The sequence below is a fragment of the Aeromicrobium yanjiei genome (assembly GCF_009649075.1).
Taxonomy (GTDB): domain Bacteria; phylum Actinomycetota; class Actinomycetes; order Propionibacteriales; family Nocardioidaceae; genus Aeromicrobium; species Aeromicrobium yanjiei.
In genome coordinates, this window is record NZ_CP045737.1 from 1970865 (window position 1) to 1990905 (window position 20041).

Genomic DNA, 20041 nt, shown 5'->3' on the forward strand with positions numbered 1-20041 from the left:
GCAAGTTCCGCCGCGCGACGGCCCGCGGTGCCCCTCAGCTCTTCGACCGGAAGGCACCGGCGAGCAAGACCGTGTCGACGCCCGGCGTGGGGAGACCGACTGCGTAGCGGTAGATCAGAGCACGCGCGTACGCGCCCACCGCGCCGACCAGGCTTCCGACGACGATCATCGCGACGGCTCCTACGGCCATGAGAGCGACGCCGAGGACAAGCAGCCGCGAGGGGCCGGAGAAGACCATCACAGCGCCTGCGACCAGAAGACTGATCGCCGCCACCCAGGAGACAATCGCCAAGGCCCCGCCCCGGACCGCTGTGCGCAGGCTGGTGCCCCAGGTGTCCCTGAGAACGACAGTCGAGCGCCGGATTGCCGTGACCGGGCCGACGTCCTCGGCAACGAGCACCGGCACCACGACAAACGTGGCGACCCCCCAAGCCATCCCACCGACGAAATTCAGAAGGGATCCGAGGAAGCTGAGCCGCTCCTCGATCATCTGGAGCACGAATCCAACCGTCGCGGTGACGACGGACCACGCAAGGATCGTCCACTTGAGCCTCCACGCTGCGCGCAGGCACGACCGCGCGGTGGGCTCGCCGCCGTCCGCGCGGTGGTTCGCACCAATGACCAGCGCGGTCTGAAAGTAGACCGAGACGATCGTCGCCCCCAGGCCGGCTAGCGCCGCACCCGCGTAGCAAGCGACCTCGCCGCGGTGGCCCGTGACCAGCCATCCGATGCCATAGCCCAGGCAGAAGGAAATGACAGCGGCGATAGCTCCGACCACCATGCCGATGAATGGCAGGGACAACATCTGCTTGTCCTGACGCAGCAGAGCGAAGGTGGCGCGCAACAGCTGCCGGCCTGTGGGGTTCGACCCGGGTGACGCAGCTCGGGGTCGCGGCGCCTCATGGGTCTGACTGGAACCTTGCGGATCCGGCGTGCCGGGGTGGGGCATGCGTCCTCCCTGCCTGAAGACTATCTGTCGCAATCGTTGCACGATGAGGCCGAGATCGCTGGAACCGCTTCAGACGTCACGGTTCCTGCGCGAGCTGACCACCGACCCCAGACGCGACGACCAACCCAGAAACTAAAAAGTCCCGGACCTGCTTCCGCAGGTCCGGGACTTTCCTGTCTCTTGCGAGACTCGCACGGTCGGGCTGACAGGATTTGAACCTGCGACCCCCTGACCCCCAGTCAGGTGCGCTACCAAGCTGCGCTACAGCCCGTTCGTACCGAAGAGGAACTTTACCGCAGGTCCTCCCGGCACCTCACATCGGCCACACCCTCGGGACGTCATGCCCGCCGAACCTGCTGCGATTCGAGCCGGATGACGTCCCGCGAGACGTTAGCGGCGTTCGCGCTTCTTGCGCGGACGCTGCTGGATGTGGATCGGCGTGCCGACGAAGCCGAACTCCTCGCGGAGACGACGCTCGATGAATCGCATGTACGACTGCTCGAGCTTGCCCGACGTGAACAGCACGAAGGTCGGCGGCGCGGTGGAGGCCTGCGTGCCGAACATGATCTTGGACTGCTTGCCGCCGCGCACCGGGTGCGGGTGCTCGGACACCAGACGGCCGAGGAACGCGTTGAGCGCGCCCGTGGAGACGCGGGTCTCCCAGCCCTCCAGGGCGGCGTCGAGCGCCCGCACGAGGCGATCGATGTGCCAGCCCGTGCGCGCCGTGATGTTGATCGTCGGGGCCCACGGCACCTGGACGAGCTCGCGCTCCATCTCGCGCTCGAGGTAGTAGCGACGCTCGTCGTCGACGAGGTCCCACTTGTTGAACGCGATGATCAGCGCCCGTCCGGCCTCGGCCACCGAGCTGATGATGCGGGTGTCCTGCTCGGTCAGCGGCACGCTGCCGTCGATGATGACGACCGCGACCTCCGCCCGGTCGATCGCCGAGCTGGTGCGCAGGCTCGCGTAGTACTCGTGGCCTGACGCATCGCGCACCCGGCGACGGATGCCGGCGGTGTCGATGAAGTTCCACGTACGCCCGCCGAGCTCCACGATCTCGTCGACCGGGTCGACCGTGGTGCCGGAGGCGTCGTCGACGACGACCCGCTCCTCGCCCGCGAGGCGGTTGAGCAGGCTGGACTTGCCGACGTTGGGCTTGCCGACGATCGCCACCCGACGCGGACCCTGCGGGGCGTCGAAGTCCTCCGGCGGCGGATCGGGCAGTGCGTCGAGGATCGCGTCGAGCATGTCGCCGCTCCCCCGCCCGTGCAGCGCCGAGACGGGCCACGGCTGACCGAGCCCGAGGTTCCACAGACCGGCGGCCTCGATCTCGGCGCGCTGGTCGTCGACCTTGTTGGCCGCGAGGATGACCGGCTTCTTGGCCGCCCGCAGGATCTTCACGACCTTCTCGTCGACGTCGGTGATGCCGACCGTCGCGTCGACCACGAACAGCACCGCGTCCGCGACCTGGATCGCGATCTCGGCCTGCGCGGCGATGCGCTCGGCCAGACCGCGGGCGTCGGGGTCCCAGCCGCCGGTGTCGACCACCGTGAACGCGCGACCGTTCCACACCGCGTCGTACGAGACACGGTCGCGGGTCACGCCGGGGACGTCCTCCACGACGGCTTCGCGTCGGCCGATGATGCGGTTGACCAGCGTCGACTTCCCGACGTTGGGTCGCCCGATCACGGCGAGTACGGGAACGGCGTCAGCCATCGGAGCGTCCTGTCAGCAGGGGGCCCGGCAGGTCACGCTTGACCGCGTCCTTGGCCCAGGAGATGTGGGATCACAGGTGACCGTGGATCCGGGCACCTGCGTCCTCCATCATCCCACGATCGGGCCGCCGATCCCGCATCGGGAACTGGATCGGCCCGCGGTGGGGTCATCCAGCGGCGTCGACGATCCCCACGATCGCGTCGATGACCTCGTCGAGCGTCATGTGGGTGCTGTCGACCACGACCGCTCCCTCGGGCTTCGCGAGCGGAGACGTGGCACGGGTGGAGTCGATCTCGTCGCGTCGCGCGAGCGCCTGCTCCGTCGCCGCGGCGTCACCTCCGCCGTTCTCGGCTGCGCGCCGTGCGGCACGGGCGGCGGGGTCGGCGACCAGGTAGATCTTCACCGGGGCGTCGGGGGCCACGGTCGAGCCGATGTCGCGCCCCTCGACCACGATGCCGTGGCTGCCGGCGATCGTTGCGCGCTGCATGTCGACGAGGATCTCGCGGACGCGCGGCACCGCGGCGACGAGGCTGACCGAGCCGGTGACCTCGTCCGAGCGGATGGGCTCGGCCACGTCGACGCCGTCGGCGTGGATCGTGGGCGCCGCCGGATCGGTGCCCGACTCGAGCGAGATCTTCTCCGCCGCGACTGCGACCGCATCGCTGTCGGTGAGGTCGACGCCGTGCTGCAGCAGGGCCCACGTCATCGCCCGGTACATCGCTCCGGTGTCCAGGTACGCGAGGTCCAGCCGGGCGGCGACGCCGCGCGACGTGCTCGACTTGCCGGACCCGGAGGGCCCGTCGATCGCAACGACCAGGGGTGATGTCACAGGTGCTCAACTTCCTTCGGCAGTACGGATCAGTACGTCGGGGGTCGGGGTCATCTAGCGGTACGCGGTCCAGCCGCGTGCGGTCAGGGCGTCGACCAGGGAGTCCCCCACGCCCAGTGCGACCGCGATCTCGGCCAGGCCGACGGGCCGTCCCAGGTCGTGGTCCAGGCGCAGGTCCTCGATGTTCACACCCGATTGTCCCGTATCGGTCATGAGACGCGACAGCTCGCCGGGACGGTCCGCGACCTGGACGTGCACGATGTCGACGCGCGCCGGCGCCGAGCCGTGCTTGCCCGGGATCTGCTCGGTGCCACGGCGGCCCGACTCGAGCACGTCACCGATCACCGCGTCGTCCTGGCCCAGCGCATCGATGACCCGGTCGAGATCGGCCCGTACGAGCTCGAGCACGGCCCGCACGTCGGCTGCATTCGTGCCGAGGATGTCGATCCACAGCGCGCTGTCGCTGCCCGCGATCCGCGTGGTGTCACGCAGCCCGGGGCCGGCCAGGGCGAGGTGGTTGCCCTGAGCGTCGTTGAGGCGAGCCGCGGTGAGGGTCGACATCACCTGGGGCACGTGGGAGACCAGTGCGACGGCGCGATCGTGCGCGGCCGCCTCGAGGATGATCGGGACAGCGCCCACGTGCAGCGCCATGTCGACGACAGCGTCCAGCGCCTCCGGGAGCGTTGCGGAGCCGGGGGTCACCGCCCACGGCCGCCCCTCGAACAGCTGGGCCGATCCGGCCATCGGTCCGGACCGCTCGCTGCCCGCCATGGGGTGTCCGCCGGCGAACCGCTCGGCCCCGGGGTGTGCGTCGATCTCCCGCTGCAGACCGGCCTTCACGCTCGTCACGTCGGTGACGTACGCCGCGGGCCACCTCCTCAGGGCCTGGACGACGACGTCGGCCGCCGCGGTCGGCGGCACTGCTGCCACCACCAGGTAGGGCTCCACGTGATCGGTGGCCGGACGCCCCGCGCCCCTGGAGGCCGCGGCCTCGACGTTGCCGGGCTCGGCGTCAGCGAGCAGCACGTCGACCTCGTGGGCCCTCAGCGCCAGGCCGATCGACGTGCCGATCAGCCCGCACCCGATCACGAGCACCGGCCCCGGCAACGCCCGGGGAGCAGCTGCGCTCATCGCTCGTCGACGCTGTCGAACAGCCCACCCAGCTCGTCCCTCGTCAGATCGCGCATTGCGCCGACCGAGAGGCCGCCGAGGTGCAGCGGCCCGAACGCGGTGCGGGTCAGCTCCCGCACCGGGTGACCGGCCGCGTCGAGGAGTCGCCGCACGATGCGGTTGCGGCCCATGTGGATGTCGAGCTCCACGAGCGAACGTCCCCGCGACCGGTCCTTGACCTGGAAGCGGTCGACCTGCGCCGGGCCGTCGTCGAGCTCGATGCCCGCCTTGAGCTTCGCGGCGAGACTGTCCGGCACGGTCCCGTCGACGAGGGCGACATAGGTCTTGGTGATCTCGAACGACGGGTGCGCGAGCTTGTGCGCCAGGTCGCCGTCGTTGGTCAGCACCAGCAGACCGGATGTGTCGGTGTCGAGGCGGCCGACGTGGAACAGGCGGTCGTCGCGCCCCTCGACGAACGTCGACAAGTCGGGCCGTCCGCGCTCGTCGGCCATCGACGTCACGACGCCGCGAGGCTTGTTGAGCAGCACGTACGCATGACCGCTCGGCGCGGGGATGCGCTTGCCGTTGACCCGGATGACATCGGTCGCGGGGTCGACGCGCGCGCCCATGACGTCGATGACCTCGCCGTTGACCTCGACCCGGCCCTGGGCGATCATGTCGTCGCAGCGACGACGACTCCCGAGCCCGGCCTGGGCCAGGACCTTCTGCAGGCGGATCTCAGCCACGGTCGCCCCCCTCCGTCGCCGGCGCCTCAGGCTCGGCCTCCGCGATCGGCTCCTGCGTCGCGACGCCCGCGAGTGCCTCCTCGGCACCCGGCAGGCCCTCGTCCTCCATGTCGTCCATGTCGGGCAGGTGCTGGGCGATGTCGGGCAGCTCGCTCAGGTCGCCCAGCCCCATGCGCTCGAGGAAGTAGCTCGTGGTGCGGTAGAGGATCGCGCCGCTCTCGCCGTCGACGCCGCTCTCCTCGATCAGGCCGCGGGTCACCAGCGTGCGGACGACACCGTCGACGTTGACGCCGCGGATGGCCGAGATGCGCGAGCGGGTGATGGGCTGGCGGTACGCCACGACGGCCATCGTCTCGAGTGCCGCCTGGGTGAGCCTGGCCTGCTGCCCGTCGAGGATGAAGCGCTCGACCGCCCCGGCGAACTCCTCGCGGGTGAAGAAGCGCCAGCCGCCCGCGATGTTGCGCAGCTCGAAGCCACGCCCCTGGTCGGTGTACTCCTGCGCGAGCTCGGCGAGCGCCGACTCGACGTCGGTCGGCGGGTGGCCGACGGCCTGTGCCAGGACCAGGTGGTCGAGGGGCTGGTCGGCGACCATGAGCACCGCCTCCAGGGCGGGCTTGAGGTCGAGCATCTCCAGCTCGAGCTCGTGGTGTCCGGTCGGGACGTGCTGGTCAGTCATCGGTGCTCTCAGGCTCGGGTGGTGGTGTGTCGTGCGATGTCGTCGGCTCGCCGTCCGTGTCGTCGAGGAGCTCCTCGGGGATCAGGACCGGCTCGTCGTCGGGGCCCAGCAGGGGTGCGTCGAACTCCTGACCGACGTCGATCTCGCCCTCATCGGTGCCGGTCCACCGCACGTGCAGATCGCCCAGCGGGGTCGCCTGCTCGAAGGCGATGACGCCCTCGCGGAACAGCTCGAGCACCGCGAGGAAGCGCGCGACCTTGGTCATCAGGTCCGGCGCGTCGGCCGTGAGCGCGCGGAACGTCATCTCGCCCTTGCGCCGCAGCTGGTCGACCACTAGGTGGGCCTGCTCGCGGACGCTGACCTGCGGTGCGTGCAGGTGGGTGAGCGAGAGGATCGGGACCGGCTTGTCCTCGAATGCCCTCGCGGCCAGCTGGGCCAGCTCCCCGGGACCGACGGAGATCAGGACCTCGGGCAGGAGGTCCGCGAACCGCGGCTCGAGCGTCACGATGCGGGGGAACCTCTTCGACTCGCGCGCGAGCCGATCGGCCATGATCCCCGCGACCTGCTTGAACGCGCGGTACTGCATGAGACGGGCGAACAGCAGGTCCCTGGCCTCCAGGAGCGCCAGGTCCTCCTCGTCCTCGACCTCGGCCTGCGGCAGCAGCCGGGCGGTCTTGAGGTCCAGCAGGGTCGAGGCCACGAGCAGGAAGCTGGTGGTCTGCTCCAGGTCGTCCGTCATGCCCTTGATGTACGTGATGAACTCACCCGTCACGACGGACAGGGCGACCTCGGTGATGTCGAGCTCGTGCTTGGAGATGAGCTGCAGGAGCAGGTCGAAGGGTCCCTCGAAGTTGGTCAGGTTGACCTGGAACCCGGGGGGCGCGGACTCGTCGACGTCCGCGACCGTCACGACTCGCTCAATCGCCGGGCGACGTCGCTCTGGGTGCCGCGGGCGTCGAGATCCTCCAGCGCGACGGCCAGCGCCGCCCGCACGAACCGGCCGCGGTCCACGCTGCGTCCGAGCTGACCGCGCAGCACGAGCCGAGCCTGCTCGACGGCCAACAGCTCGGCCGACGTGACGTACACCGTCATCTTCTCGTCGTGCTTGACCCGGCCGCTGGCCGCGACGACCGGCTCGGGCTCGATCTGCGGCTCGGGCTCGGACGTCTCGACCGGTGGTGTCTTGGCGGTCGCCCGGAACAGCTCGTCGGCCCCCGGCATGGTGGGGCGCTTGCCTCCCCCCGAGGACGTGGTCACGCGTCGGGGCATCGAACGAGAACCTCCCTGGCCAGCTGGCGGTACGACTCGGCACCCGGGGACGACGTCGCGTACTCCGTGATCGGCTCGCCGGCGACCGTCGAGTCCGAGAACTTCACCGTGCGGCGGATGACGGTGTGGAACACCAGGTCGCCCCATCCCTGAACAAGGGTCTGGAGCACCTCCTTGCCGTGCAGCGTGCGGCTGTCGTACATCGTGCCCAGCAGGCCGATGATCTGCAGCTCGTCGTTCGTGCGGTCACGGACCTTCTCGATCGTGTCCTTCAGCAGCGCGACACCCCGCAGAGCGAAGTACTCACACTCCAGCGGGATCAGCACGCCGTTGGCGGCGGTCAGCGCGTTGACGGTCAGCAGGCCCAGCGAGGGCTGGCAGTCGATGAGGATGACGTCGTAGTCGTGGCGGATCGGCTTGAGCACCCGGGCGAGCACCTGCTCGCGGCCGACCTCGGTGACCAGCTGCATCTCGGCGGCGGACAGGTCGATGTTGGACGGCACGAGGTCGAGCCCCTCGACCGTCGTCGACATGATGAGGTCCTTGATCGAGATCTCCCGGTCCATCAGGACGTGGTAGATGCTCTGGTCCAGGTCATGAGCGTTGACGCCCAGACCGACCGTGAGTGATCCCTGCGGGTCGAAGTCGACCAGCAGCACCTTGCGGCCGGTCTCGACCAGCGCGGCACCCAGGTTGATGGTCGTCGTGGTCTTGCCGACCCCACCCTTTTGGTTGCACAGCGCGATGATCGTCGCGGGCTTGGACGGATCCCGCGGCTGCGGATCGGGGAAGACCGGCATCGGTCGTCCGGTGGGACCCAGCTCCATGCTCATTCATAACCCCTGCGACTCGACCCGGCGGACGAGCGTCACTCTACCGGCACAAGTCGACTTGGCGACCACGCAAGCAGAGGAGTCGCCCTGTCATTGCCGTGCGGCCCGGGGGTGGGCTGTGGCGTATATCTCCCGAAGCTTCTCGACGGTCACCAGCGTGTAGATCTGCGTGGTGGTCACCGACGCGTGGCCGAGCAGCTCCTGCACCACGCGGACGTCCGCGCCCCCGTCGAGCAGATGGGTCGCGAACGAGTGGCGCAGCGTGTGCGGCGACACCTCCGTGGAGATCCCGGCCCGGTCCGCCGCCTTGGTCAGCACGGTCCACGCACTCTGGCGCGACAGCCGCCCGCCCCGGGCGTTCAGGAACACCGCGGGCGTCCGGGTCGTGCCGCCGACCAGCGCCGGCCGCGACGCGGTCAGGTAGTCCGCGAGGGATGCCTTGGCGTACGAGCCGAGCGGCACGATCCGCTGCTTGCCGCCCTTGCCGCGCAGCAGGACCGTGGAGTCCTCCAGGTCGAGGTCGTCGATGTCGAGGCCGACCGCCTCCGAGATCCGCGCCCCCGTGCCGTAGAGCACCTCGAGCAGGGCCCGGTCGCGGGCCGAGAGGGTCGTGCCCGGTGCGCCGGCCGCGTCGAGCAATGCCTCGACGTCCGAGAGCGGGAGCGCCTTGGGCAGCCGGCTCGCCGGACGCGGCGGCTTGATGGCGGAGGTCACGTCGGTCGCCACGTTCTGCTCGCGGAGCCAGAACCGGTGCAGTCCGCGGACTGCCACGATCGTCCGCGCGGCGCTGGCCGTCCCGAGCGGAGGGTGGTCGGGATCCCCCGTGCGCAGCTCACCCAGGAACGCTGCGACGTCGTTCTCGGTGATCGCCGCGGGATCGGACAGGTCGCGCGAGGCGAGGAACGCCCGATAGCGCCGCAGGTCGCGACGGTACGACGTCAAGGTGTTGTCGGCGAGGCCGCGCTCGACGCCCAGGTGGCTGAGGTAGTCCTGGATGCCCCGGGCGACGTCCCCGCTCATGGGTGGCGCAGGGCGTGTGCCGCCAGGATCCCCGAGACGGTCATGGAGTCGGTGATGCGGCCGTCGAGGACTGCGGCCAGGGCCTGGTCGAACGGCAGCCACCACTGGACCATGTCGGCCTCCTCGGCCACCCGTTCGGTGCGGTCGGCGGCCGGCACCGGACGCAGGTCGGTCGCCCGGAACACCTCCCACCTCTCGGTCGAGTAGCCCGGGGTGGCCAGCAGGTGGAGCATCGACGTCCACTCCCCCGCGATGATGTCCGCCTCCTCGGCGAGCTCGCGCACCGCAGCCTCCAGGGGCTCCTCCCCCGCGACGTCCAGTGTCCCGGCGGGCAGCTCGAGCAGGCGGCGCCCGACCGGGTGGCGGTACTGCTCGACCAGGAGGACGCGGTCGTCCTGGTCGATCGCGAGCACGCCGACCGCCCCGTTGGGCTGGACGACGGCCCGCGCGTGCTCATGTCCTGCGGGATCGACGATCGTGTCGGTCCTCAGGGCGATGTAGGCGCTGTCGTAGATCGACTCGCTGCGAGCCACCGGCCACGACTGGTCGGAGTCGGCGACCGACGCGTCGGCCAGCCGCCCCGGCAGCGTGGGGTGGTCGGTCATCCCTCGACCGAGACGGGCTCGTCGACGGGCAGCCGGGTCTCGCGCTGACGATCCAGCGCCGCGCCGACGAGGCCTGCGAACAACGGGTGCGGCTTGGTCGGGCGGGACCGCAGCTCGGGGTGGGCCTGCGTCGCGACGTAGTAGGGGTGCACGTCCCGCGGGAGCTCCACGAACTCCACCAGCTTCGCGTCGGGGGACGTCCCGCTGAACACGAGGCCGGCCTGCTCGAGCTGCTCGCGGTACGCGTTGTTGACCTCGTAGCGGTGCCGGTGGCGCTCCTCGATCTTGCTGGCGCCGTAGACCTCGGCGACGATGCTGCCCTCCTGGAGGGCCGCCGGGTAGGAGCCGAGACGCATCGTGCCGCCGAGATCGCCCTCGCCGTCGACGATCGTCAGCTGCTCGGCCATCGTCGCGATGACCGGGTGCGGCGTCTTGGGGTCGAACTCCGACGAGCTCGCCCCCTCGATGCCGGCGACGTTGCGGGCGTACTCGATGACCATGCACTGCAGGCCGAGGCACAGGCCCAGGACCGGGATGCCGCGCTCGCGGGCGTACTTCAGGGCGCCCAGCTTGCCCTCGATGCCACGGATGCCGAAGCCGCCCGGCACGCAGATGCCGTCGACGTCGTGCAGGTTGGCGTGGGCCCCGGCGGGCGTCTCGCAGTCGTCCGAGCCGACCCAGCGGAGCTTGACGCGGGCGTCATGGGCGAAGCCGCCCGCACGCAGCGCCTCGGCCACCGACAGGTAGGCGTCCGGGAGGTCGATGTACTTGCCGACCAGCGCGATCGTGACCTCCTCGGCGGGCTGGTGGACCCGTCGCAGCAGCTCGTCCCAGTGCGTCCAGTCGACGTCGCGGAACGGCAGGTCGAGGCGGCGCACGACGTACGCGTCGAGGCCCTCGGAGTGCAGCACCTTGGGGATGTCGTAGATCGACGGGGCGTCGGCGCAGGTGACCACGGCCTCCTTGTCGACGTCGCACATCAGCGAGATCTTGTGCTTGATGCCCTCGGGGATGTCGCGGTCGGCGCGGCAGACGATCGCATCGGGCTGGATGCCGATCGAGCGCAGCGCGGCGACCGAGTGCTGGGTCGGCTTCGTCTTCAGCTCACCGGACGGGCCGATGTACGGCACGAGCGAGACGTGCAGGAAGAAGACGTTGCCCCGGCCGACGTCGTGACGCACCTGGCGCGCGGCCTCGAGGAACGGCAGCGACTCGATGTCGCCGACCGTGCCACCGATCTCGGTGATGACCACGTCCACGTCGGGACCGGCCATCGCCCGGATGCGGGACTTGATCTCGTTGGTGATGTGCGGGATGACCTGGACCGTGTCGCCCAGGTAGTCGCCGCGGCGCTCGCGGGCGATGACCTCGGAGTAGACCTGGCCGGTCGTCACGTTGGCCTTGCCCGAGAGGTCGACGTCGAGGAAGCGCTCGTAGTGACCGATGTCGAGATCGGTCTCCGCGCCGTCGTCGGTCACGAACACCTCGCCGTGCTGGAACGGGTTCATCGTGCCGGGATCGACGTTGAGGTACGGATCGAGCTTCTGCATCGTGACGCGGAGACCGCGTGACTTCAGAAGCCGTCCGAGGCTCGAGGCGGTCAAGCCCTTGCCGAGCGAGGATGCCACCCCGCCGGTGACGAAAACGTGCTTGGTAACCGCGCTACCTGCCAAGGTGACTCCCGTGGTCGAATGCTGTGTCGAGCGCTCATCTGGTGCAGATTGCATCAGGGCTCCACGGGATTCCAGCCTACCAATCAATCGGCCCTGACCGCCAACGACACACGTGTCGGTTCGCCCACATGTGCCGTCGGCGTCGCTACTTCGGCAGCGCGCCGCTGTCGCTGCGGGACGTGCCCCAGGCTCCGGGCTGGCCGGAGGCCTGCTCGGCAGCTGCGAGGACCGTCACGACGCGACCCGCGGCCGTGTCGGTGACGTCGACCGTCGAGATCTCCGATGCCGCGGCGCCCTCGCGCACGGCCTTGACCGCTCCCCCGTCCGTGCTGGACGACGCGGGGCCGGCGACGACCACGCCCTGTCCGGTCGGGTTGATCGCAGCGGCCAGCGCTGCGATCACGGTGCTCTGGGCGGCGCCGGTGGCGCGCTGCGGTCCGGTCACCAGGACGGCCAGCGTCGCGGCCCGCTTGGGAGCGCGCGTCTCGGTGATCAGGTCACCCTCGGTGAAGGCCGACCGGATGGTCGTGGCCGTCTCGTCGAGCGTCCCGGGCTCGCTCGCCATCAGCGCGCGGGCGAGGGCCGAGCCGATGCGGCCGTAGCTGTCCCCGGCATCCGTCACCCCGTCCACGCCCTCGGCTGCCTGCTGGGCCACGCCCTCGGCGAACTGGCGCCCGGACGAGTCGAGCATCTTGCTGGTCAGGGCCACCTGGCCGGTCACCTCCGCGCCGGCGAGACCGAGGCCCTTGACGACGTCCTTGACCTCGGACGCATTGGTGCCGGGGACGGTCAGGACGACCACCGGGCGGTCCTTGAGCGTGTCCTTCAGCATGCCCGGGGCCGTGCGGGCGGCGAAGCCGGTCTCGAAGGATCGCACACCCGGGTCGTCGGACCGGGAGGTCGTCTGGCTCGCGGCCTGTGTGTCGTCGTCGTCCTCGAGCGGTCCCGAGCCGAGAGCGATGCCCGCCGCGAGCGCGATGAGGATCGCGGCGATCGAGACGAGGTGGTAGCGGAAGTTGATCACGTGAAGAGTCCTTTGATCCAGGTGCCGAGATCGGCGAGCTGGTCACCGAGCGAGTCGAACCAGTCCTGCCCGACCGGGGTGATGGCCACGGCCACGCCGACCGCCACGATGCCCGCGAGGAGCATGAGCAGGACCGGCCAGAGGGCGAGGCGCTGGGAGGTGAAGTGGTGCACGGACTTGGCGTCGACGATCTTGGCGCCGGCGCGCAGCCGCGCGACGAACATCCGGGCGGCGTCGGCCGGCGTGCGCTCGAGCATCTCGGTCATGGTCCGCGGTGCGCCGACGTGCACGATGACCGCGGCCTCGTGGGTGTCGGCCAGCAGGATCGCCAGGTCGTCGTCCGAGCCGGTCGACACGAACGTGGCGATCTCCTTGCCGTGCCGTTCGAGGCGTTCGGGCATGTCCACGGTGCCGGACGGCGTGGTCACGACGACCTCGCCGGACGTCCGGATCGCCTGGTCCGAGACGTTGTCCATCGAGCCGACCACCACGGCAGGCGTGTAGCCCGCCGCGATCAGCACGTCGGCTCCGGCTCCTGCGCCGACGAGCACGGGGTCGTGGTCGGAGATCCAGCGCTTCAGCCCGCGCAGGTCGGCCGCGTCGTCATATGCGCGGGAGACCACCACGACGGCACGACCCGCCAGCTCGGTGCGCAGGCTCGGCACCTTCTCGCCGCTCAGGAGCATGCCCTGCTCACGACGGATGTGGTCGCTCGCATTGGCCACGACGGAGTCCAGGCGGGTCGCGAGGCCGTCCTGGGCCGCCGCCAGGTCGGCGTCGGCGCGAGAGGCATCGATCTCCTCGCCCTCGACGACCAGCTCCTCGTCGCGCCACACCTTGCCGTCGTGGACCCGGAGTCCTTCGCCGCTCTTGAGGCGGGTCCAGGCACCTTCGCCGGCGAGGTCGACCAGCATGATGCCGGCGCGCACCAGCATCGGCGGTCCCGTGTTGGGGACGCGTCCGCTGCTGGACGGAGCGGTGTTGAGCACCGCCCGGACGCGTCGGTCGATCAGGGCTTGAGCCTGCCTGGCGTCGAGATCGGGGTGCGCGACCAGAGCGATCTCGCCCTCACGAAGAGAGGCGATGTCGCTGTCGCGCCGGGCGAACCTGAGGGTGCCGACAACACCCTCGACGTCCGGCGGCAGGGGCGTCTTGCGTTTCCAGATGGCCATCGCGGTCCATCGTTCCTCGTGGGCGCGACGCATCGGGGAGGTGGTCCCGGCGTGTCGCCGATGTGGCGCAACTATCAGTGCGCCGCCCGCGTCAGCCCCGTGCGAGATCGAGCAGCTCGCGGGCGTGCGCCTGGGCTGTGGCGGACTCCTCCTGGCCGGCCAGCATCCGTGCGAGCTCGTCGACCCGGCCGGACTCCTGCACCAGGATCACCGAGCTGCTGGTGACGTTGCCGTCGTCGTCCTTGGACACCACGAAGTGGTGGTCGGCGAAGGCTGCGACCTGCGGCAGGTGCGTGACCGCGATGACCTGGGCGTGATCGGCCAGGCGGGCGAGACGACGTCCCACCTCGACCGCAGCCTTGCCGCCGATGCCCGCGTCGACCTCGTCGAAGACCAGGGTCGGCACCGTCGTGCGATCCGCGAGCACGACCTCGAGAGCCAGCATGAGCCGCGAGAGCTCGCCGCCGCTCGCGCCCTTGTTGAGCGGCCGGGGACCCATCCCGCTGTTGGCCGAGAAGAGCATCTCGACGTCGTCGACGCCGTGGGGACCGGGAGTCGCGTCCTCGGCGGTCGTGACCTGGACCTCCAGATGAGCCGACGGCATCGACAGCTGCGCGATCTCGACGTCGACCAGCTGGGCGAACCGGACCGCGGCGTCACGCCGGATCGTGGTCATGCGGGCTGCGAGCCGCACGACCTCGGGCGCGAGCTCGAGTCGTTCGGCCTCGAGAGCTGCGACGGCCTCGTCGTCGTTGCCGAGCTCGCCCAGCCGCGCGGCGCTCTGCTGCGCCCATGCGAGCACGTCGTCCAGCGTCGGACCGTACTTGCGTTGCAGGCCCGCGAGGGCCGCCCGCCGCTCCTGCAGGCTCGCGAGCCGCTCGGGGTCGAGCTCGATCCCTTCGGAGTAGGTGCCGAGCTCGGCGCCCACGTCGTCGAGCAGGATGCCGAGCTCGAAGACGCGATCGGCCAACGCGTCCAGGGCCGGGTCGTGACCGCCCGCCTCGCGCAGCAGCGCGGTCGCCTCGGCCACGGTGGTGCGCGCCGACGTGGCGTCCAGATCGCCCACGAGCGCACGATGCGCCTGGTCGGCCGCGCGGGCCAGCGACTCGGAGTGGGCCAGCCGGCTCTCCTCGGCCTTGAGGGCCTCGTCCTCCCCCGGCTGCGGGTCCACCTCGGCGACCTCGTCGAGGCCGAAGCGCAGGACGTCGAGCTCACGGGCGCGCTCCTGCGCGTGCGTGCGCAGCTCGTCGAGCCGCTGCTCGACGGCACGCCAGCGGGCGTAGACCGGGGCGTACGCAGCCGCGGCCTCCGCGAGCTCGTCGCCGGCGAACCGGTCGAGGGCGGCACGCTGCTCGGCCGGGCGCAGCAGCCGGTGCTGGTCGGACTGTCCGTGGACGGCGACCAGCTCGTCGGTGACCTCCGCGAGCAGCGCGGCCGGCACCGTGGCGCCGCCGGCCAGCGCACGCGAGCGGCCCTGCGCCGACAGCACGCGTCCGAGGATCACGACGTCCTCGTCGATGCGGCCACCTGCCTCCTCGACCGCGGTGACCGCCCGCGCCCCGGGACGGACCCCGATGCTCGCCTCGACCCGTGCCTGGTCAGCACCCCGCCTCACCAGGCCGAGATCGGCCCGGTCTCCGCGCAGCAGGCCGAGCGCGGTGACGACCATGGTCTTGCCCGCGCCCGTCTCACCTGTGATGACGGTGAAGCCGGGCGAGAGCTCCAGCTCGGCGGAGTCGATCACTCCGAGGTCGCGCAGGGCGAGGCGCTCCCAGATCGGGCGGGGGGTCGTCATCGGTCGAGCTCCTCCTGGCGCCGCTCGGCGGCACCCCGCCAGCCGGCCACGGGAAGATCGAACTTGCGGACCAGACGGTCGGCGAACGATGCGGGGTGCAGGCGGGCGAGGCGCACGGTCTCGCGGCCCCTGCGGACCTCGACCCGGGCGCCGAGCGGCAGCTCGGCCGCGCGCCGGCCGTCGCACCAGAGCACGCCGGTCGACTGCTCACCGACGACCTCGATCGCGAGGGTCGAGCTGGGCGACACGACCAGCGGCCGGGCGAAGAGGGCGTGCGCGCTGATCGGGACCATGAGCAGCGCCTCGACCTCGGGCCACACGATCGGTCCGCCCGCGCTGAAGTTGTAGGCGGTCGACCCGGTCGGCGTGGCGCACACGATGCCGTCGCAGCCCCAGCGGGACACCGGCCGGTCGTCGATCTCCAGGACGATCTCCAGCATGCGCTCGCGGGCGGCCTTCTCCACCGACGCCTCGTTGAGCGCCCAGTTGGTCGCCACGACCTCACCGGCGACCGTGACCGACACGTCGACGGTCAGACGTTCCTCGACCGTGTAGGTGCGGTCGACCACGCCCCGGACGACGTCCTGCAGGTCCTCCACGTCGGCCTCGGCCAGGAAGCCGACGTGACCGAGGTTGACCCCAAGCACCGCGGTGCTGGTGCCGCGGCACATCTCAGCGGCTCGCAGGATGGTGCCGTCGCCGCCGAACACGACGGCGAGCTCGCAGCCGGCGGCTGCGCCGGGCCCGGCGGCCACGACGTGGGCGTCCTGCAGGCCCGCCGCTCGCAGCGCCTCGGCATCGGAGTCCAGCACACAGACCTCGATGCCGTGGACCTGCACCTCGGCCGCGAACGAGGCCGCCACCTTGGCGGCCGCCTCCCGAGCCGCGTGGACCGCCAGCAGCACCCTTCTCATCTGTTCACCCCTGTCGTGTCGAGCGGGCCGGCGGCGACGACGTCGTGAGCCGCCTGCTCGGTGGGAGCATCAGCGTCCGAGCGCAACCAGCAGAAGTACTCGACGTTGCCCGCAGGACCTGGCAGCGGGCTGGGCGCCAGCGCGCGCGTGCCCCAGCCGAGCTCGTGGGCCGATCGGCAGACCCGCAGGACGGCGTCGGCGTGCAGCGCGGGATCGCGCACCACCCCGTTCTTGCCCAGGTTGCTCTTGCCGACCTCGAACTGCGGCTTGATCATCAGCACGATGTCGCCTTCCGGGCTCGGCTCGCACACCCGGGTGAGGGCGGGCATGACCACCGTAAGGGAGATGAAGGACAGATCCGAGACGACGAGCTGCACCGGCCCGCCGATGTCGTCCGCCTCCAGGTTGCGCACGTTGGTCCGGTCGAACACGTGGACGCGCTCGTCGGACTGCAGCGCCCACACCAGCTGGCCGTAGCCGACGTCGACTGCGCAGACCTCACGTGCGCCCTTGCGCAGCAGCACGTCGGTGAATCCACCGGTCGAGGCGCCCGCGTCGAGGCACCGCCGGCCCTCGACGCTCAGCCCCATGGGCTCGAACACCGCGAGCGCACCCAACAGCTTGTGGGCACCGCGGGAGGCGTAGGTCGGCTCCTTGCTCTCGCGCACGACGATCGCCTGGTCCGTCGTGACACCGGTCGCCGCCTTGGCCGCCACCGAGCCGCCGACCCGGACGAGGCCTTCCTCGATCATCGTCGCGGCATGCTCGCGGGAACGGGCCAGCCCCCGGCGGACGAGCTCGGCGTCCAGGCGCAGGCGTCGGCTCATGCGCGGCTCACGGCGAGGCCTGCTCGGCCGGGTCGCGACCCGCATTGGCCAGGGACGCCCGCAGGACGCCGTGGATCGCGTCGAACTGCTCGGCGTGGTTGGAGATCTCGAGGTCGTCGAGCCGGTCCAGGCGTCCGAGCGCCTCGTCGATCTCGGCGTGACCCGTGGGTTCCACGGCGGGGCCGGCCTCGTCGGGCATCGTGGTCATGTGTCCAGTGTCCCATCCAGCACCACCTGCACGTCGGACCGATCGGCCGCGTCCCACGCCAGCGCGACGACCGCGCGCAGGGCGTCGGTCGAGCCGGCCTCACCGCCCACCAGACCGATGACCCCGTCGTGCACCTCGGCCACGGCTGCACCGCAACGCGCCCGACCGTCGCCGGCCACCTGCACCTCACGGTGCACCTCGACCAGACCGCGCAGATCGGCCGAGACGAACGTCGGACGGTGACCGGGCCGAGCCGCGGCGACCTCCGCCAGTGAGCTCACGCCGGTGAGCACCACCAGGCTGTCGATGCCGGCGTTGATCGCGCCGTCGATGTCGGTGTCGAGCCGGTCGCCCACCATCAACGGCTTGCGGCCACCGACCCGGGCAAGGGTCTCGTCGAACAGTGCGCGCTCGGGCTTGCCCGCGACGATCGGCTCCGCACCTGTGGCGTTGCGCACCGCCTGCACGAGCGAGCCATTGCCCGGTGCGATGCCTCGGGGCGTGGGGACGGTCAGGTCCGTGTTGCTGACGTACCACGGCAGCCCCGACTGGATCGCGTACGCGGCCTCGGCCAGGTGCGCCCAGCCGATGTCACCATGGAAGCCCTGCACCACGGCCGACGGCCCGTCGTCGAGACTCGCCACGCAGCGCAGGCCGCGCTCCTCCAGGGGCACGCGCAGCCCCTCCCCGCCGACGACCAGCACGGCTGACCCAGCAGGCAAGGCGTCCGCCACCAGATGGGCGACGGCCTGCCCCGCGGTGACGACGTCCTCGTCCGCGAGCTCGGGCATGTCCATCTCGCGCAGCTTCTTGGCCACGGCCAGAGCCGGCCGCGAGGCGTTGTTGGTGATGTACGCGAGATGGATGCCGCCCTCGCGGGCCTGCCGCAGGGCGTCGGCGGCGCCCGGCACGGGGTCGGCACCGAGATAGACGACGCCGTCCAGGTCGAGCATCGCCAGGTCGTACGTCGCACCGAGCTCCCGCGTCGTCGAGCCGAGGACGTCCTGCGGGGTCGAGGTCATGGGTCCGAGGCTACCGCCGTGGCCGAGACCTTCCGGCAGGTGTCGACGTCGACCGAGACGAAGCTCATCACGCCGGCGCCACCGCTCACGAACCGCCGCCGCAGCGCACCCGCGACCGTGACCGCGGAGCCCGGCTCCAACCGGAGCACCGAGCGGCGCAGCGCCGCCCGCCAGACCGAGCACTCGATCGTGTCGACGACCTGCTTGGACCGGCGACGGGCAGCGGCACTGCGGCGCACGACCAGCCGGAACGAGACGACCTCGTCGCCGCTCGGCAGGACCTTGGACTCCGGGACGCCGGAGACGCGACCCGTCAGGTGGACTCTGTTGTTCTCATCAGTCATGGACATGACGATGCCCCCCACCGCAGGTGGGGGGCATCGGGTCACGGCGCAGATGTGGACAGCTTCGCCGGTGGGTCAGTCCTGTGGACGCTTGTCGAGCTCGCGCAGCCGCTCCTCGGCATCCGTCGACTTGTTGCCGTCGACGGCGACCGTGCGGTGGAACCACTCGATCGCCTCGTCGCGCCGGCCCGCGTCGAGCAGGGCGTCGGCGTACGCATAGCGCAGGCGCGGAACCCAGTCGCCACGACCCTTGGTGTGCAGCGGCTCGGTCTCGAGCAGCCGCACGGCCGCGTCGTACTGGCCCTGGTCGCGGCGGGCACCGGCCACCACGATCGACAGCTCGATCTGACCTGCGTCGTCCAGCTGGCCGCGGATCTCGGGGGTGTCGTACGCGATCGCCTTGTCGGGACGCTTCAGCGCCCGCTCACAGTCGGCCATCATCGGGGCGTACATGTAGCCGCCGGTCATGCGGCGGGCCGCACGGAACTCCGACAACGCCTCGGCCCACTTGCCGCACGCATACGCAGTCTCACCGCACGCCTCGCGGACGAGCCCGGTGCGGGTCGCACGGGCACGCGCTGCCAGCGCGTGACGGTGCGCGGTCTCGGGATCCTCCGCAATCAGCATGCCCGCCATCACCAGGTGACGCGCGACCTTGTCGGCCAGCTTCTCCGGCAGGCTCTGGAGTGCCTGCCTTGCGTGCTTGTCCAGGTCCTTTGCGCTGACGTCGTCCGGGATCGGCGGACCGTCGTAGATCTTCTGCGCCGCGGTCCGGTCGCCCTCTTCCTGGCGGCGGTTGCGCGGGGCGTCGTACGCCTTGCCGTCACGGCGCGGGTGCGCCGGCCGGCCGTCGCGCCTCGCGTCGGGCTTGCCGTCGCGCCGGGCGTCCGGCTTGCCACCGCGGGCAGGCTTGCCGTCGCGCCGATCGGGGGAACCGCTCCCCCGCTGGTCGCGTCCTCCACGGCTCTCGGGCTTGCCGCCACGAGCGCCACCGCTGCCGGCCCCTCGGCCAGCAGGCTTCCCACCGTCACGGCGGGGATTTCTCGACTCAGCCATGAGTCGTTCCTTCCATCGAACACTTCGCGCACACGCAGATGTGTGCACATGATTTTCCGTACACGTCCTTGGTACACCATTGGGTGCACAAACAGCAGCGAGGCCGCCCCAGTGGGGCGGCCTCGCGCTAATGATTGTCCGGCGACGTCCTACTCTCCCACACAGTCTCCCGTGCAGTACCATCGGCGCTGAGAGGCTTGACTTCCGGGTTCGGAATGTAGCCGGGTATTTCCCTCTCGCCATGGTCGCCGAA

21 protein-coding genes, 1 tRNA gene and 1 rRNA gene are annotated in these 20041 nt (G+C 70.9%); all 23 read right to left on the minus strand.

Features of this window, described 5'->3' with window-relative positions:
• Positions 1 to 34 precede the first annotated feature (34 nt).
• On the minus strand, positions 35 to 844 hold the full coding sequence (locus tag GEV26_RS09760; protein ID WP_153652889.1) for a DUF6159 family protein: 810 nt from the start codon (positions 842 to 844) through the stop codon (positions 35 to 37).
• 302 nt (positions 845 to 1146) lie between these two features.
• Positions 1147 to 1220 (minus strand) — tRNA-Pro (locus GEV26_RS09765).
• 119 nt (positions 1221 to 1339) lie between these two features.
• Positions 1340 to 2665: a ribosome biogenesis GTPase Der gene (der, locus tag GEV26_RS09770; RefSeq protein WP_153652890.1), complete on the minus strand. Its 1326-nt coding sequence runs from the start codon at positions 2663 to 2665 to the stop codon at positions 1340 to 1342.
• 166 nt (positions 2666 to 2831) lie between these two features.
• The gene (cmk, locus tag GEV26_RS09775; protein WP_153652891.1) at positions 2832 to 3494 is read right to left on the minus strand and encodes a (d)CMP kinase; all 663 of its coding nucleotides are present in this window, start codon (positions 3492 to 3494) and stop codon (positions 2832 to 2834) included.
• A 54-nt stretch (positions 3495 to 3548) separates the two neighbouring features.
• Positions 3549 to 4625 (minus strand): prephenate dehydrogenase, encoded by a 1077-nt coding sequence (locus GEV26_RS09780; RefSeq protein WP_153652892.1) that lies wholly within the window; start codon positions 4623 to 4625, stop codon positions 3549 to 3551.
• Positions 4622 to 5350: a pseudouridine synthase gene (locus GEV26_RS09785; protein ID WP_243838690.1), complete on the minus strand. Its 729-nt coding sequence runs from the start codon at positions 5348 to 5350 to the stop codon at positions 4622 to 4624. The genes GEV26_RS09780 and GEV26_RS09785 overlap by 4 nt, the downstream gene beginning before the upstream one ends.
• A complete protein-coding gene (gene scpB / locus GEV26_RS09790) occupies positions 5343 to 6026 on the minus strand; it encodes an SMC-Scp complex subunit ScpB (protein ID WP_153652894.1) in 684 nt (227 codons plus the stop codon). Before scpB ends, GEV26_RS09785 begins: the two co-directional genes overlap by 8 nt.
• Positions 6019 to 6936 (minus strand): segregation and condensation protein A, encoded by a 918-nt coding sequence (locus tag GEV26_RS09795; protein WP_153652895.1) that lies wholly within the window; start codon positions 6934 to 6936, stop codon positions 6019 to 6021. Before GEV26_RS09795 ends, scpB begins: the two co-directional genes overlap by 8 nt.
• Entirely contained in the window at positions 6933 to 7295 is a 363-nt protein-coding gene (locus GEV26_RS09800) for a hypothetical protein (protein WP_153652896.1), read from the minus strand. The genes GEV26_RS09795 and GEV26_RS09800 overlap by 4 nt, the downstream gene beginning before the upstream one ends.
• The gene (locus GEV26_RS09805; RefSeq protein ID WP_153652897.1) at positions 7280 to 8128 is read right to left on the minus strand and encodes a ParA family protein; all 849 of its coding nucleotides are present in this window, start codon (positions 8126 to 8128) and stop codon (positions 7280 to 7282) included. The genes GEV26_RS09800 and GEV26_RS09805 overlap by 16 nt, the downstream gene beginning before the upstream one ends.
• Before the next feature lie 90 nt (positions 8129 to 8218).
• Entirely contained in the window at positions 8219 to 9148 is a 930-nt protein-coding gene (xerD, locus tag GEV26_RS09810; RefSeq protein WP_153652898.1) for a site-specific tyrosine recombinase XerD, read from the minus strand.
• On the minus strand, positions 9145 to 9753 hold the full coding sequence (locus tag GEV26_RS09815; protein WP_153652899.1) for an NUDIX domain-containing protein: 609 nt from the start codon (positions 9751 to 9753) through the stop codon (positions 9145 to 9147). The genes xerD and GEV26_RS09815 overlap by 4 nt, the downstream gene beginning before the upstream one ends.
• Positions 9750 to 11480 carry a CTP synthase gene (locus tag GEV26_RS09820; RefSeq protein WP_153652900.1) on the minus strand — a complete coding sequence of 577 codons (1731 nt, stop codon included), beginning with the start codon at positions 11478 to 11480 and terminating at the stop codon, positions 9750 to 9752. The genes GEV26_RS09815 and GEV26_RS09820 overlap by 4 nt, the downstream gene beginning before the upstream one ends.
• A 91-nt stretch (positions 11481 to 11571) precedes the next feature.
• The gene (locus GEV26_RS09825) at positions 11572 to 12450 is read right to left on the minus strand and encodes a copper transporter (protein ID WP_194839813.1); all 879 of its coding nucleotides are present in this window, start codon (positions 12448 to 12450) and stop codon (positions 11572 to 11574) included.
• Positions 12447 to 13622, minus strand: a complete 1176-nt coding sequence (steA, locus tag GEV26_RS09830; protein WP_153652902.1) for a putative cytokinetic ring protein SteA — start codon at positions 13620 to 13622, stop codon at positions 12447 to 12449. The genes GEV26_RS09825 and steA overlap by 4 nt, the downstream gene beginning before the upstream one ends.
• Positions 13623 to 13713: 91 nt before the next feature.
• On the minus strand, positions 13714 to 15417 hold the full coding sequence (gene recN, locus GEV26_RS09835) for a DNA repair protein RecN (RefSeq protein WP_153652903.1): 1704 nt from the start codon (positions 15415 to 15417) through the stop codon (positions 13714 to 13716).
• Positions 15414 to 16331: an NAD kinase gene (locus GEV26_RS09840; RefSeq protein WP_153652904.1), complete on the minus strand. Its 918-nt coding sequence runs from the start codon at positions 16329 to 16331 to the stop codon at positions 15414 to 15416. The genes recN and GEV26_RS09840 overlap by 4 nt, the downstream gene beginning before the upstream one ends.
• Positions 16328 to 17158 carry a TlyA family RNA methyltransferase gene (locus tag GEV26_RS09845; protein WP_153652905.1) on the minus strand — a complete coding sequence of 277 codons (831 nt, stop codon included), beginning with the start codon at positions 17156 to 17158 and terminating at the stop codon, positions 16328 to 16330. The genes GEV26_RS09840 and GEV26_RS09845 overlap by 4 nt, the downstream gene beginning before the upstream one ends.
• Positions 17159 to 17165: 7 nt before the next feature.
• Entirely contained in the window at positions 17166 to 17366 is a 201-nt protein-coding gene (locus tag GEV26_RS09850; RefSeq protein ID WP_153652906.1) for a hypothetical protein, read from the minus strand.
• Entirely contained in the window at positions 17363 to 18388 is a 1026-nt protein-coding gene (locus GEV26_RS09855; protein WP_153652907.1) for an HAD-IIA family hydrolase, read from the minus strand. The genes GEV26_RS09850 and GEV26_RS09855 overlap by 4 nt, the downstream gene beginning before the upstream one ends.
• On the minus strand, positions 18385 to 18732 hold the full coding sequence (locus GEV26_RS09860; RefSeq protein WP_153652908.1) for a single-stranded DNA-binding protein: 348 nt from the start codon (positions 18730 to 18732) through the stop codon (positions 18385 to 18387). Before GEV26_RS09860 ends, GEV26_RS09855 begins: the two co-directional genes overlap by 4 nt.
• Before the next feature lie 75 nt (positions 18733 to 18807).
• Complete coding sequence (locus GEV26_RS09865; RefSeq protein WP_153652909.1) at positions 18808 to 19788, minus strand: tetratricopeptide repeat protein; 981 nt, start codon at positions 19786 to 19788, stop codon at positions 18808 to 18810.
• A gap of 136 nt (positions 19789 to 19924) precedes the next feature.
• Positions 19925 to 20041: ribosomal RNA gene (rrf, locus tag GEV26_RS09870) — 5S ribosomal RNA — on the minus strand.